Genomic DNA, 14,510 nt, shown 5'->3' with positions numbered 1-14,510 from the left:
GCCTCGCGAAAGCCATCGGCGGGCGTGACCTCGCCATCGTGCCAGCGCGCGCCCTGCACATCGCCCGTACGGTTGAGTGAATCCAGCACGCCGGCGGCATAGTGGGCTGCCTCCTGCAGGATGGCCTCGACCAGGTCGGGTGTGGTCTCTTCATGGCCGGGCTGGGCGCAGATCGCTTCCAGGCCTCCGACTTCCTTCATCGTGAACAGCATGTCGCGCAAGGGCGCGGTATAGACAGACATGGCGGACTCCTTTGATGGTAGCGATCAAGCGTTTTGCGGTGTCGGCTGCAACGGGCGCAGTTCTGGCACGGCCTCTTGCGGAGTCGCCGACGTCGGGCCGCCGTACTTGATAAACGCCAGGGCGATTGCGCCGAGGACTCCGAAACCGCCGATCACCAGGAAGTTCTGTTCCAGCGGTAGTTCCAGTGCGACGATCTGGCCGATCAGCAGAGGCGCCGCAATAGCACCCAGGCGCCCTACGCCGGAGGCCATGCCGATACCGGTCGAGCGGATGGACATCGGGTAGAACTGCCCGCAGAAGGCATAGGCCACCAGTTGCGCACCAGTGGTGCAGGCGCCGACCGCGCCAATGATCAGATAGCGCACCTCGGTCAAGGTCTGGAACGTCATCAGGTACAGCAGCACGCCGCCCAGCGCATACATCGCCACCAGCACCCACTTGATGTTGAACTTGTCGGCGAGCCACCCGCCGCACACGGCACCGATGATCGCGCCAACATTCAGCGCGATCACGAAGCTGAGGGCAGACCCCAGGCTGTAGCCAGCCATCGCCATCAGCTTGGTCAGCCAGCTACTGAGCGCATAGACCATGAACAGACCCGAGAAGAAGGCGACCCAGAACAGCGCCGTGCTCAGGCCCCGCCCGTCCTGGAAAAGGCGGGTAACCGGTGCACCTGCCATGCGGTCAGCTGCCGGCACGAAGAACTGGGCGTCCGCCGGGTGCTTGCCGCCCGGCTGGAGATGGCGTGCCACTTCGGCTAGCTCACCATTGCGACGCTGAGCGATCAGGTAGGTCATGGACTCCGGCACCAACTTCAGGATGAACGGAACTAGCAGCACGGGCACCCCCGCCGCGATGAACACGGCCTGCCAGCCATACTCGCCGATCAGTTGCTTGCCCAGCACCGCAGCCAGGATGCCGCCCAGTGCGTAGCCCGAAGTCATCAGTGCCGTCATCAGGCTGCGGATCTTCTTGGGCGAATACTCGACCATCTGTGCCACGATGACCGGGAGCACGCCACCAATCCCCAAGCCAGCAATGAAGCGCACCACGCTGAAGCTGATGGGGTCCTTGGTGAATCCGGCGGCCGCAGTGAACACACTGAACAGCATGACACCAATGGAGAGGGCCCAGCGACGACCAATCCGGTCGGACAGCGTGCCCAGAACCATAGCACCGAACATCATGCCAAACAGCGCCGAACTGGCCATGAAACCGGCAGTCGATGCGTTCACGCCCATCTGCTGCATGATGGACGGCAGGGCGATGCCCACCACGGCGATGTCATAGCCGTCAATGATGAGAATCAACAGGCACCATAGAAGCACCTTGGCATGAAAGCGGTTGAAGCGAGCGTCGTCGGCGAGCTTCTGCATGTCGATTTGGCACACGTGTTTGTCTCCTTTGAACTTGGCTCCGGATCGTGGGGACGGCGGTCATCGCCGCACCGCTACATATCGTCCAGCGCACGCAAGGAATCGTAGGTGCCGGTGCAGCAATCCGCGATGACGAAGCGCCCCGATCGAATGACAAACGGCCCCTTTCTGAGGGCCCCGTCAAGTGCGCCAAGAGGTCAAGCGTCAAGCAAAATTGAGATGAACCCTGTCGAGCATCTGTGAAAGGTGCCACTTCAAGACCAGTTCGCAAACAAGGTGTTCAAAGGACCGAAGGCCATACACGGCGCGCTGGTGCAAATACCCATTGCTCTCGAAACACCCCCCCACAAAGAACCCAGTCAATGACTGGGCTTGATTGGGTTGCTTCTACATCCTTGAGGGCAAATTAGCGCATCAGGCGAGCCGATAGCGCATGGCGCCGTCTTCATCCTCTGCAGACACGATTTCCCCACGCTGGTCGAGATAGTTCAGGTGGGCGAGTGTCTCTCCGGTCGCGAGGTTGAGGTGCATTTGCTCCGCAACAGTGGACGAACGGTACAAGACGCGAACTAGGTCGATGACCCTTAAAGGCTGCGCAAGTTGTTGCCTGACACGGTCTGTGCCTTTCACGGCGCTCGCACGTAGTTGCTCCAACCGTAGGTGCAGGCCATAGAAAGGTTCGTTGTGGGCAGGCAGAACCAAGACGCTCCCAGGTACGCGTTGCAGCAATCGGTCGATGGAGTCGAGCCAGCCCTGCAAAGGATTAGCATGCGGCTCGGTGGCGTACACGGAGGTATTGGAACTGATCCTGGGAAGAACCTGATCTCCCGATATCAGCAAATCCAGTTCGCGCGAGTAAAAGCACGCGTGCTCGGGAGAATGTCCTGTGCCAACAATGACCTCCCATTCCTGATTCCCGATCCGCAACATCTGACCATCCGTGAGCCGTACAAAGCTGTCAGGCAAAGGATGAATCATTTTGCCGAAGTCACCAAACCGAGTGCGATACTCATCGACCTCGGTGTCGCTCCATCCGGCTCTCCGGTAGAAGCGAACACCATCGACTGGCGCTTCCCGCCCTGAATCGGCAAGCATCACCCGACAGCTTAAATACTCGTCTCGTGTCATCCACAGCGCGCATTCGAAGCGACGTGTCAACCATCCCGCCATGCCCACGTGATCCGGGTGCATGTGCGTCGCCATTACACGGGAGACAGGACGGCCTGCTAGCGGCCCCTGAGGAGCGAACAAGGCGAACCATGCGTTCATTACGTCCACGCTACGAATTCCGGTGTCCACGACCGCCCAACCAGAACCATCGCTCAATACCCAGAGGTTGATGTGATCCAGGGAAAACGGCAGCGGCATGCGTAGCCACAGCACACCTGGCTTGATTTCAATGGCTTGACCAGGCAGCGGGAGATGAGAGAACGGATACGAGAGTGCCGGGGCTGCGTCGGTCATGATGCTTGGTTTACATTCTGGCAATGCCGCTTCAATGGTGCACAGCCATCACTCTTATGCTGTGCGAGTTCATTTTTAGCTTAAGGTCAGCACTGACAAGTGACAATGACGAATGACCTCGATAGGCTGACGGAAAACGTCTGCGTCCTGGCGCAGCCAGTCACTGCGCTGCCGTCGGTGCAACCCCCAACGGCGGTCAACAGTCTCTTGAGCGCACAAGAGCCTCGCCCGAAGCAGGCCACGGCCCCGGTAGCCATGAAGGCGCCGATCTCCTCGGCGGCCAAGCTGAAATTGGTCGGATACCTCTATGTAAGGTACTGCTTGGTGCGCGAGCGGGCACGGTAGGCTCCCGGCGCGCTGCCGGTCCAGACCTTGAAGGCGCGTTGGAAGGCGGTGCTGTCGGTGAAGCCCAGGTCAGCGGCGATGGCGGCGAGCGAGGCTTCGCTGCTGGTCAGGCGTACGATCGCCATGTCGCGCCGCAGTTGGTCCTTTAGCGCCTGGAAAGAAGTGCCCTCGGAGGCCAAGTGCCTCTGCAACGCACTCACCGACATGTGCAGGCGCTGCGCAGTGACGGCCAGATCAGGCCATTCGGGACTGGCCCGCTGCAGCACCATGCGGACCCGCGCGCTGGCGCTGCGCTCGTTCAGGTACGGCCCCACCACGTTGCCTGGCGTGGCGCGCAGGAAGGACTGCAGCGCGTCCCGATCGCGCCGCACCGGCTGTTTGAAGGCATCGGCGTCGAACCAGGCGGCCGTGCGCGGCTGCCCAAAGCACAACGTGCCGGAAAAGATGCGTTGGTAGTTCTGCGCGTGAGGTGGCGGCGCAAAGTTGAAGTCGAAGCGCTGCGGCACCAGTCGGCCGCCGTGCAGCCATACCAGCAGTCGCCAGAACACGCGCAGCAGATGTGCGTGCAGGAAGTCGGCATGCGCGCCCGGGCCGCCACGCATATCGAGCGCGACACCCGTCAGCCTGCCCTCAGTCACGGGGACTAGCGCCACATCGTCCTGCAGCAAAGCAAAGGATTCACCCAGGCGGCGCAGGGCGAACGACAATGAGTGGGCAGTGAACGCACTGCGCACCATCAGTGCGAAGCTGCCCGGGCGCATCGGCCGCCCATGCAGGTAGCCCAGGCACTCGTCGTTCAGGCTGTCCTTGACGGCGATGAACAGCGCGTTGAACTGCTCCACGGTCACGCGCGACTCCTCCAACTCCAGCAGCGATTCACTGATGCCCGCGCGCCCCAGCACACCTACCAGCCATTCTGGCGTGGCCAGCCCCTTGCCGCGCGCACCGTCCAGCAGGCCATGCACGGCAAAGATGGGAGCGGTTAAGACGGGTTCCAGCATGGCGTGTGATCTAAGGGGCCAACGCCGGTCGCATAGGCCGAAAGAAGTTAATTGTCAGTTGATTGAGGTAATCCGCCATCGCCCTTGCAAGGGCCAATTACTACGATTGTGTCATCCCCAAAACATTTCGGCAGTGGCACTGCGCGGAACGTCCGATGCGGGGACAGAAGCCAACATATAAGGAGACGCTCTCATGTTGCCACAGCTTTATCGCCACGCCTGGATGGACGGCGAGATCGACGCATTTCGCGAGCAGGTGCGCCGCTACGTTGCCGCCGAATTCACGCCCCGGCTCGATGAATGGCGCCGTCAGGGCTACATCCCGCGCGAGGTCTGGCGTCCATTCGGCGAGATGAGCTTTCTGCTGCCCGAGATGCCCGAGACCTATGGAGGCGCCGGCGCCAGCCTTGCCTACCAGTTGGTGGTGCAGGACGAGCTAGCCAAGGCCGAGATGCCAGTCAATATCGCGGTGCACACCATCGCTTCGCACTACATCCTGGACTTCGGCACGGAAGCGCAAAAGCAGCGCTGGCTGCCCAAGGTGACGAACGGCGAGATGCTGGCCGCCATCGCGATGACCGAGCCGGGTTGCGGCTCGGATCTAAAGGCCATTTCCACCCGGGCCCGCCGTGACGGAGACCACTACGTGATCGACGGCGCCAAAACCTTCATCACCAACGGCTTCACTGGCAACCTGCTGATCGTCGCGGCGCGCACCAGCGGCGCGGGCAGCAAGGGGGTGTCGCTGTTTGTGCTGGAAACCGAGAATCTGCCCGGCTTTCGCGTTGGCCGACTACTGGAGAAGATCGGCATGCAGGCATCGGACACGGCGGAGTTGTTCTTCGACGGCGTGCGCGTGCCAGCCGACCAACTGCTGGGCGAGGTCGAAGGCAAGGGCTTCGGGCAGTTGATGGGCGCGTTGCCCTACGAGCGCATGCTCATTGCCGTGCCGGCGGCCGCCACTATCGAGCAGGCACTGGCCGTCACGGTGGAGTACACGAAGCAGCGCAAGGCCTTCGGTGCGCCCCTCTTCGATATGCAGCTCACGCGCCAGAAACTGGCTGAGGTGGCCACTACCGCGCATGTGGTGCGCAGCTTCGTCAACGACTGCACCCAGCGCCTGTTGGACGGCACGCTGGATAACGAGGCCGCCTATATGGCCAAGTGGTGGTGCACCGAGCAGCAGTGCCGCGTGGTGGACGAATGCCTCCAATTGTTCGGCGGCTACGGCTACATGGCCGAGTACCCGATCGCGCGGATGTATGCCGCTTCGCGAGTGCAGAAGATCTATGGCGGCGCCAACGAGGTCCTGAAAGACCTGGTTTCGAGGAAGCTGTGAACATGTCGCACACGTTGCATACGCTGCAGATGCCGCTGCACGGCGTCCGCGTGGTGGAGTTCGAGGGCATAGGGCCAGGCCCGCTGGCCGCCAGGATGCTAGCTGACATGGGCGCCGAGGTGATTACGCTGACACGCGCCGAGCAGGCCGCTGCGGCGCGGCGGCTGGGCGGGGCGGTGGAGAACCCGCTGCGCCGCGGCAAGACGGTCGAGGTCATCGACCTGAAGTCGCCCGAAGGCAAGGCGCGTGCCCTGGACCTGATCGCTCAGGCAGACGCCTTGATCGAAGGCTTTCGCCCCGGTGTGATGGAACGGTTGGGCTTCGGCCCCGCCGAGTGTGCGGCGCGCAACCCCAGGCTGGTCTACGGCCGCATGACGGGCTGGGGCCAGGACGGCCCGCTCGCCCAGGCCGCCGGACACGACATGAACTACGTCGCGCTGACCGGCCTGCTGTCGCTGTCGGCACACAAAGGGCAAGCGCCCATCGTTCCGCCCACGGTACTCGGGGACGCGGCCGGGGCGCTGGGCATGGCTTTCGGCGTCGCCTGCGCGCTGGTCGATGCGCGCGCCACCGGCCGCGGCCGGGTCGTGGACGCCGCCATCGTTGACATCGTGGCAATGCTGGGCACCCTGGTGCACTGGATTCGCGCCAATGGGCAGATCGATGGCGCGCAGCCGAGTCCGTTTCACGATTCGCCGTTTTATGACGTGTACGCCTGCGCCGACGGCGGCTTCATCAGCCTCGGCGCGATCGAGCCGCCTTTCTACGCCTTGCTGCTGTCGAAGCTGGGCCTGGCGGACGTGGAGCCTGCCGACCAGTACGACACGGCAACGTGGCCGGCGCTGAAAGAGCGCATCGCAGCCCTCATCCGCAGCCAGCCCCGAGCGCACTGGTGCGCGCTGCTCGAAGGCAGCGACGCTTGCTTTGCACCCGTGCTCAGCCTCGCCGAGTCGGTGCAGCATCCGCATAACGCGGCACGGGGCATCTACCAGATCACCCCCTCCGGCGCCATCGAAGCGGCCCCGGCCCCACGGTTCCAGGCACTCGACACAACTACCTAGGAGACAAGCACATGACCGAAACCGTCCAGCCCACCAAGCCTGTCCGCGGCTGCCCGTCCACCACGGGCAACGAGCGCCAACTGAACACCACGACGCTGATCCGCCACGCTGCACGCACCCATGGGGATCAGGAGATCGTGTATCGCACACCCGGCGGCGGCTGGGACCGCTACACCTATGCCGACTGCTACGCACGCGTCTGCCGCAGCGCCAATGCGCTGCGCGCGCTCGGCGTCGAGCCGGGCGACCGGGTCGGCGTCCTGGACTGGAACAGCCGGCGCCACTTCGAGCTGTACTGGTCCATCCCCGGCCTGGGCGCGGTCATGCTGCAGATGAACCTGCGCCTGGGCCCCGAGGACCTGGGCTACGTTGTCGGCCATAGCGACGTGTCCTACGTTTGCGTGGACGAATCATTGCTGCCTATTGCCGAATCCGTCGCAGCGAACTCGCCCCAGATCAAGGGCTGGATCGTTATGACCGAAAAGCCGCTGGACCAGGTCAAGACCACGCTGGCGCCGCTGCTGCACTACGAAGACCTGCTGGCCGCCGCCGACGCCAAGATCGACTGGCCCGAGATCGACGAAACCTCGGCTTACAGCGCCTGCTACACCACCGGCACCACGGGCAAGCCCAAGGGCGTGTACTACTCGCACCGCGGCATCTACCTGCATTCCACGGGCATGGCCACCAACATGGGCATGACGCTGGACGACTGCGTCATGCTCATCACGCCCATGTTCCACGGGCAGTGCTGGGGCCTGCCGCAGGCGGCCACGCTGCTGGGCGACAAGATCGTGCTGCCGGGCCGCTACGCCGCCGAGGACACCAAGCCATTGGTCGACACCATGATCGCCGAGGGCGTGACCATCACCAACGGCGCACCGGCCATCTTCCAGCCTATGCTGCAGTACATCGAGACGTTGCCGGTCAAGCCGGACTTCAGCCGCATGCGCATGCTGTCCGGCGCCACCGAGCCACCTCTGTCGATGATGATCGGCTTTTACGAACTGACGGGTGCCGAGGTGGTGCACGGCTACGGCGCCACCGAAGCCACGACGCTGGTGGCGGTCAACCGCCTCAAGTCCACGCTCAAGAAGCGCCTGACCCAGGACGAGCAGTGGAACCTCAAGCGCAAGCAGGGCCTGATCCTTACCGGGGTGGACATCCGCATTCTCGATGCAGACGACCAGGACCTCCCGCACGACGGACAGTCGGCTGGCGAGATCTGCCTGCGCGGCCCCTGGATCACGACCAGCTATCACGACATGCCGGATTCAGGCGACCGCTTCCTGGAGGGCGGCTGGTGGCGCTCGGGCGATGTCGGCACGGTGGACGAGAACGGCTACCTCAAGGTTACCGACCGCATCAAGGACGTGATCAAGAGCGGCGGTGAATGGATCTCATCCATTGACATGGAGAACCTGCTCATGGGCCATCCGGCTGTGCGTGACGCCGCAGTGGTCGGCATTCCGCATGCTAAGTGGCAGGAACGGCCGCTGGCCCTGGTGGTGCTGAAGCCCGGTCAGCAGGCGACCCAGGAACAACTGCAGGAACACCTGAGCAGCGCGTTCGCCAAGTGGCAGTTGCCGGACCAGGTTCTGTTCGTCGAAGCCATCCCCAAGACCAGCGTCGGCAAGCTCGACAAGAAGCGCATACGCGTTGAGCATGCGGACCGCTACGCCGAGTGAGCCAACCTTTTGCTACAGGAAAACAACATGAATGACCATGAACCCGTCATCGTCGGTGCGCTGCGCACCCCCGTGGGCAAGCGCGGCGGGCGCTTGCAGAAATGGCACCCCGTTGATCTGCTGGGTGAGACGCTGCGTCAGCTGGTCGAGCGCTCCGGCATCAACCCCGCCGATCTGGACGATGTGATCGTCGGTTGCGTGCTGCAGTGGGACCAGCAGCACGGCAATCTGGGCCGGCATGCCGTGCTGGCGGCGGGGCTGCCAGAATCCGTCCCGGCGGTGACGGTCGACCGGCAATGCGGCTCCGGCCAGCAGGCGGTGAGCTTTGTCGTGCACGGTATTCAAGCGGGCGCCTACCAACTGGCCATCGGCGCCGGGGTAGAGTCGATGTCGCAGGCGCCCATGCCGCCGTCATTCAAGCCCGGCGCGCCGCTCGGCGCGCAATACAGCCCGCGTGAGCTGGCGCGCTACCAGGGCAACCCGCTGATACCGCAAGGCGCTTCGTCGGAGTTGATGAACAAGCGCTTCGGCCTCACGCGCGAGGCGCTGGACGCCTTCGCCGTGCGCAGCCATCGGCGCGCCATTGAGGCTTCGCGGGCTGGTCGTGTCCAAGACCAACTCGTGCGGCTGCATGAGGATCCGACCGACCCAGACAGCCCGCTCGTCACCGCCGACGAGGGCATGCGCGCCGACCCCAACCCCGAGAAGATGGCTACGCTTAAGCCCGTGTTTGCCGCAGACGGCGCTACAACGGCTGCTAACTCCTCGCAGATCAGCGACGGCGCCGCCGCGCTGCTGATCGCCAGCCGCGCCTACGCCCAGCAGCACGGCCTGAAGCCGCGTGCGCGCTTCGTCAGCACCGCAGTGGCGGCAGCCGACCCTGTCATCCAGTTCACTGCTGTGCTCGATGCCACCCGCAAGGCGTTGAAGGAATCGGGGCTGACCCCGGCCGACATCGACCTGTTTGAAGTCAATGAGGCATTCGGCGGCGTGCCGCTGATGTTCCAGCAGGAATTCGGCATTCCGGACGACCGCCTCAACGTCAATGGCGGCTCGGTGGCCATCGGCCATCCGCTGGGCTCCACTGGCGCGCGCATGCTCACCGACCTGCTGTGCGAGCTGGAGCGCCGAGGCGGCCGCTATGGCTTGCAGACCATCTGCGAGGCTTCGGGCACGGCCAACACCACCATCATCGAGCGCCTGGCATGAACGAGGCCACCATGAGCGAAGCCAGCGAAGTGCTCGTCAGCCGCGAAGGCGCCATCGTCACCTTGATCATCAACCGCCCGCGCGCGAAGAACAGCTTGAACCGCGCAGTATTCGATGGCCTGCGTGCACAGCTCGTGCAACTGCGCGACGACGATGCCGTACGCGCGGTCATCATCACCGGCGCCGAGGGCGTGTTTTGTGCAGGGGCCGACATCACGGCCTTCGACTCTCTGCGCGCCGAACCGCTGCTGGGCGACCGTGCGGCGGCAGGTGGCCACTTCTGGGCGGAACTGGAGCGCTTCCCTAAGCCCGTCATCGCAGCCGTGGAAAAGCTCGCGCTGGGCGGCGGCACGGAACTGGCGTTGGCCTGTGACATTGCTATCGCTGGCGAGTCCACCAAGTTCGGCGTGCCTGAAGTCAAGCTGGGCGCCATTCCCGGGGCCGGGGGCACCCAGCGTCTGATCCATGCCATCGGCAAGTCCAAGGCTATGGCCCTGCTGCTGACCGGCGATTTCATCGACGCCCGCAAAGCCTGCGATGCGGGCATGGTCGCCGAGGTGACGGCTGACGGCCAGGCCCTGCCGACGGCGTTGGCGATGGCCAACCGGATTGCATCCAATTCGCCGCTGGCCGTGGCACTGGCGAAAGATGCGGCACTGGCCAGCTTTGAAACTCCGCTCGCGCAAGGCCTGGAGCATGAGAAGCGTAATTTCCTCGTCGCTTTGCATTCGGCCGACAACCTGGAGGGGCAAGCCGCATTCCTCGGCAAGCGCCTCCCCCACTTCACGGGCCAATAGCGCCTGTCTCTCATCCATCGAGCAAAAATCATGCAACTCAATTCCGACATCTCCGCCGTCATCACCGGGGGCGCTTCCGGCCTAGGAGCTGCCACGGCCAGGCGCTTGGCCAGCCATGGTGTCAAAGTCGCCATCTTTGACATGAACGAAGCCATCGGCCAGGCGTTGGCCAGCGAACTTGACGGTGTTTACTGCAACGTGGACGTGACGTCCGAGGAGCAAGTGGACGCCGCCTTCGCCAAGGCCCGCGCGGCCATTGGACAGGAACGCATTCTGGTCAACTGCGCCGGTACTGCCGATGCCGTCAAGACGGTCAGCCGCGACAAGAAAACCGGCGAAATCCGCCCATGCCCAACAGATCGTTTCAATCGCATCATTCAGATCAACCTAGTGGGCACCTTCCGCTGCATCGCCAAGTCAGCCGCGGGCATGTTGACGCTCGCGCCGCTGGCCGATGGCGACCGCGGCGCCATCGTCAACACTGCGTCGGCCGCCGCACAGGATGGCCAGGTTGGCCAGGCCAGCTATGCTGCCAGTAAGGCTGCCATCGTGGGCATGGCCTTGCCGATTGCGCGCGACATGATGGACGAAGGGATCCGGGTCAACACCATCATGCCGGGGATCTTCGGAACACCATTGCTGCTGGGCCTGCCGGACAACGTCAAGCAGGCGCTGGCGGCCAGCGTGCCCTTTCCCAAGCGTTTGGGCGATCCCGATGAATTCGCGCAGGCCGTCGAGTTTCTCGTCACCTGCGGCTACATGAACGCCGAGTCCATTCGGGTGGATGGCGCTATTCGCATGGCGCCGCGCTGACGCCTGAAATCTTGGCCCATCAGGAAGCGTCATGTCCGAAAATTCTGTCATTCTCGAAAAGCATGGTGCTGTTGCGACCATCACACTCAATGCGCCTCAGAAAAAGAATGCGCTGAGCACGTCTGTCGTCAACGTGCTAGCTGGCGTCATTGCAGACGTCGAACGTGACGGCTCGATTCGCGCTTTGCTGCTGCGCGGCGAGGGCCGGATGTTCAGTTGCGGCGGCGACATCGACGAAATGGCGGCAGCAGGCGAAGCGTTGTCTACCTTGGTCGATGACGAATTGAGGGTGGTCGAACGCATGATTCCTCAATTCGCCAGCCTGCCATTCCCGGTGGTCTGCGCCGTACAAGGCGCGGTCGCTGGAGGCGGCCTCGGACTAGCATTGGCCTCTGACTACCTGATTGCCGCAAGTGGGACGAAATTCGTGGCGGCCCACACCGGCCTTGGATACGCGGGGGATTTCGGCATCAGCTGGCTCCTGCCGCGCGCAGTGGGCGGACGACGCGCACGCGACATGATCCTGACCAACCGCGTGGTCGGTTCGGATGAAGCCTTGGCCTGGGGATTGGTCGAGAAAGTAGTTCCGGGCGAGAGCCTGCTGGACGAAGCGCAGCGCATGACGGTGCAATTCTCGACCGGTCCTACGCATGGTTATGCGGGCGCCAAGCGCCTGCAACTTGCTGCCTTCGAGAGCGGTCTGGTGACCTCATTGAGGTTAGAGGCGGCCGAAATGAATCGGGCCTCGAAAACCACGGATTCGCTGGAAGCGGTCCACGCGTTCGTCGCAAAGCGAGTGCCTCAGTTTACCGGACGCTGAACGGTTGTAGACGCATCCAGTTGGTGGAGTTCAATTGCCGTTGGCGTCAGGTAATGGATAAACCCAACTGGCGTCGGATTTGCCAGGATACAGTGCCACCATGTATCTGTGCAGAAATCAGCATGCCGAGTCGTTGTTCGATGACCGGCTTCCACGGCACCAGGCTGAACCCCATACCGTCATCCAGCATCGCGTAGCGCCCGCTGGCCAGCATGAGGCTGCGGCGGTAGATACCCGCCACGCGCTGCCCCTCAGCTACCGGACGATGCTCCAAGCCCGTATCAGCGGCAATGTCCTTCGCGGCCTGCGCCACTTCCCGATTGCGCAACGCGCCCAGCAGATTGCGCGCCAGGATCACGCGCTGGCCGCGCCGCTCGGCCAGTCCCTGTTCGGCCAGGAAATCGGCGCGCTGCTGTAGCGCCTGCTTGGCCTCGCCGCCAAAGCCCAGGTCACCCAGACCGGAGCCGCCGCCGATCAACTGCTGATCCAGCCAGGTGGCACCGATCACGCGGGCCTGCCGCTCGATGGGCAGGTGCGATTTCAGCTCCACGGCCACGCCGCCCAGGCGCTGCGCGTCGTACTGGCGGCCACGCTCAGGCAAGTCACCGGGCACCTTCCATAGTCCCTCAGCGACGCGCTCCACGATGCCCGCTCGGCGCAGGGCTTCAAGGCGGCGGACATGGGCCGCAACCACTTCATGCGGGTCGCGGCCATCCTTGGCCTGGCCTTGTGCAATGGCCAAGTGATGGTCGGTGCGGTACAGCCCATTGGTCGCCAGCGCGGTGATGGTCTTGTCCGCTGCGCGCACCTCGGCGGAGCCTTTCACCTCGACCACTGCGCTCATGGGGTACTGCTCCAGTTCCGTCCTGGGCGGCAGCGCCACATAGTGGGCCTTGCCGTCGATGCCATCGACCACCAGATAGCCCCGGTCGTACAGTTCGTCGGCCAGTCCTTTGCCCGCCACGCGGCCGATGATGGAGTGTCCATCCTCGCCCGGTTGGAACACGGCCAGGTCACGCTGCTTGCCGCCCATCGCGCGCTGCATGGTGCGGATGATGTCGCCACGTTCTCCCATGGCCCGCAAGGTTTTCTCGGCATCGGCATGCACGGCCCAAGTGCCGGGCTGGGTCTGCGTGGCAAGCCCCATGCGTTGAAGCCGCTGCAAGCGCCCGACCAGCAGCAGACGCTGGCGTTGCAGTTTGGGTTCGTTGAAGCGCTCGACCTTCACCAGGCCGTCCACCGCCTCGCGCTGGAGGGTGCGATCCAGGCTCGTCCACCGCTCCTGTTCCACTTCGCGGGCTAGGGTGCGCTGGATCTCCAGCTCGGTGCGCGGCCCCAGCCATTCGGTGGCCAGTTCCATCGCCCGCTCGCGCATGCCGCGGGTGATGTACTCCTGCGAAATGATGAGATCCTTGCCAGTGTCGTCCTTGCCGCACAGCACGACATGGGTGTGCGGGTTGTCGGTATTCCAGTGATCGACCGCCACCCAATCCAGGCGGGTGCCCAGGTCGGCCTCCATGCGCTGCATCAGGTGCCGGGTGTAGGTGCGCAGGTCTTCGAGCTGCTCCGCATCCTCGGGCGAGACGATGAAGCGGAACTGGTGGCGGTCGCCCTTGCCACGCTCCTCGAAGGCGGCCGTGTCCGCCTCGTCGGTGATGGCGCCATAGGCACGGCCCTGTCCACCCTGGCGGTCCACGCCTTCGCGCTCGATGTAGCGCAGGTGCTGCACGGTGGAGCGGCCGCTGGCCTGCTGCAAATACACCAGCCGCACCTTGACCGTGGCCCGGCGAGAAAGCGCCGTCAACGACTGGCCCGTGAAGCGGGCTGCGACATGACCGCGCCCCAGGCGCGAACCGGGGGGCTTGCCGGTGGTCTTGCGCCCCCGGCCAGAGACGCCAGCGGCCTTGCTCGTCTGGCGCAGCACCTGGGCAATGAAGGTGTCGCCGCGCTGCCTGGGCTTGCTGGGCCGCACGCGAAAACGGTCATCGTCACCGGGATTTCCGCGCTGGCTCATGATGCAGTCCCCACCAAGCCCATCGCGCCCGAGCGCATGCGGCACACGGTATTCCCAATGCCCGCAAGGCCTTGGGGCTGCTGGCGGCACGAAGCCACCTTGTGGCGAGTGCCGCCCCCAACCCACGTGCAGACTGGCTTTGCGCGCGCCGTGGTGCCGCGCCCTTCAATCTTGCCTTCCGCCTTTGCCCCTCGCTGACGCTCCGGGCAGCGGCGGCCCGGCGGCGCTGCTGCACGAGCAGCCAGCGCGCCGGCGAACGCAAACACGGCCACTGGCCGGGCGCGTTCGAGGCAAGACGCCTGCACGTTGGATGGCTGCGCCGAAGGCAGCGCGAAGTGCG

General features: G+C 64.1%; 12 protein-coding genes. 7 read left to right on the top strand and 5 right to left on the bottom strand.

Translation table 11 applies throughout. The annotated features are described in order from the left end of the window. The 4 genes from H928_RS33105 to H928_RS0107490 all read right to left on the bottom strand — a co-directional run. The coding region (locus H928_RS33105) for an acyl-CoA dehydrogenase N-terminal domain-containing protein (RefSeq protein WP_239644906.1) at positions 1–242 on the bottom strand (242 nt) is incomplete at its 3' end. A 24-nt stretch (positions 243–266) separates the two neighbouring features. Further along, positions 267–1,634 (bottom strand): MFS transporter, encoded by a 1,368-nt coding sequence (locus tag H928_RS0107500; protein WP_017234568.1) that lies wholly within the window; start codon positions 1,632–1,634, stop codon positions 267–269. A gap of 399 nt (positions 1,635–2,033) precedes the next feature. Then, positions 2,034–3,083: an MBL fold metallo-hydrolase gene (locus tag H928_RS0107495; protein ID WP_021025934.1), complete on the bottom strand. Its 1,050-nt coding sequence runs from the start codon at positions 3,081–3,083 to the stop codon at positions 2,034–2,036. A gap of 305 nt (positions 3,084–3,388) precedes the next feature. After that, positions 3,389–4,429: an AraC family transcriptional regulator gene (locus tag H928_RS0107490; protein WP_008642592.1), complete on the bottom strand. Its 1,041-nt coding sequence runs from the start codon at positions 4,427–4,429 to the stop codon at positions 3,389–3,391. A gap of 193 nt (positions 4,430–4,622) precedes the next feature. On the opposite strand from H928_RS0107490, the gene H928_RS0107485 reads away from it, so the two are divergent. Genes H928_RS0107485 through H928_RS0107455 form a run of 7 tightly spaced genes read left to right on the top strand, consistent with a single transcriptional unit; the run spans position 4,623 to position 12,156 of the window. After that, the gene (locus H928_RS0107485; RefSeq protein ID WP_008642589.1) at positions 4,623–5,768 is read left to right on the top strand and encodes an acyl-CoA dehydrogenase family protein; all 1,146 of its coding nucleotides are present in this window, start codon (positions 4,623–4,625) and stop codon (positions 5,766–5,768) included. A gap of 2 nt (positions 5,769–5,770) precedes the next feature. Beyond that, the gene (locus tag H928_RS0107480; protein ID WP_008642587.1) at positions 5,771–6,829 is read left to right on the top strand and encodes a CaiB/BaiF CoA-transferase family protein; all 1,059 of its coding nucleotides are present in this window, start codon (positions 5,771–5,773) and stop codon (positions 6,827–6,829) included. A gap of 11 nt (positions 6,830–6,840) precedes the next feature. Then, positions 6,841–8,517, top strand: coding sequence for a long-chain-fatty-acid--CoA ligase (locus tag H928_RS0107475; RefSeq protein WP_008642585.1), 1,677 nt, complete (start codon positions 6,841–6,843; stop codon positions 8,515–8,517). A gap of 27 nt (positions 8,518–8,544) precedes the next feature. Then, a complete protein-coding gene (locus H928_RS0107470; protein WP_008642583.1) occupies positions 8,545–9,726 on the top strand; it encodes a thiolase family protein in 1,182 nt (393 codons plus the stop codon). Next, on the top strand, positions 9,723–10,523 hold the full coding sequence (locus H928_RS0107465) for an enoyl-CoA hydratase/isomerase family protein (RefSeq protein ID WP_008642581.1): 801 nt from the start codon (positions 9,723–9,725) through the stop codon (positions 10,521–10,523). The genes H928_RS0107470 and H928_RS0107465 overlap by 4 nt, the downstream gene beginning before the upstream one ends. A 30-nt stretch (positions 10,524–10,553) precedes the next feature. Beyond that, positions 10,554–11,336: an SDR family oxidoreductase gene (locus H928_RS0107460; protein WP_008642580.1), complete on the top strand. Its 783-nt coding sequence runs from the start codon at positions 10,554–10,556 to the stop codon at positions 11,334–11,336. Between the two features lie 31 nt (positions 11,337–11,367). Further along, a complete protein-coding gene (locus H928_RS0107455) occupies positions 11,368–12,156 on the top strand; it encodes an enoyl-CoA hydratase/isomerase family protein (protein WP_008642579.1) in 789 nt (262 codons plus the stop codon). A gap of 46 nt (positions 12,157–12,202) precedes the next feature. Here the strand turns inward: H928_RS0107455 and H928_RS0107450 are convergent, their stop codons facing one another. After that, positions 12,203–14,170 (bottom strand): relaxase/mobilization nuclease and DUF3363 domain-containing protein, encoded by a 1,968-nt coding sequence (locus tag H928_RS0107450; protein WP_008642578.1) that lies wholly within the window; start codon positions 14,168–14,170, stop codon positions 12,203–12,205. Between the last annotated feature and the right edge of the window lie 340 nt (positions 14,171–14,510).

This window comes from Comamonas sp. B-9, assembly GCF_000410635.1.
In the GTDB taxonomy this organism is placed as follows: domain Bacteria; phylum Pseudomonadota; class Gammaproteobacteria; order Burkholderiales; family Burkholderiaceae_C; genus Comamonas.
The sequence above is the reverse complement of the archived record's forward strand: the minus strand, read 5'-3'. Positions and strand labels throughout refer to the sequence as shown.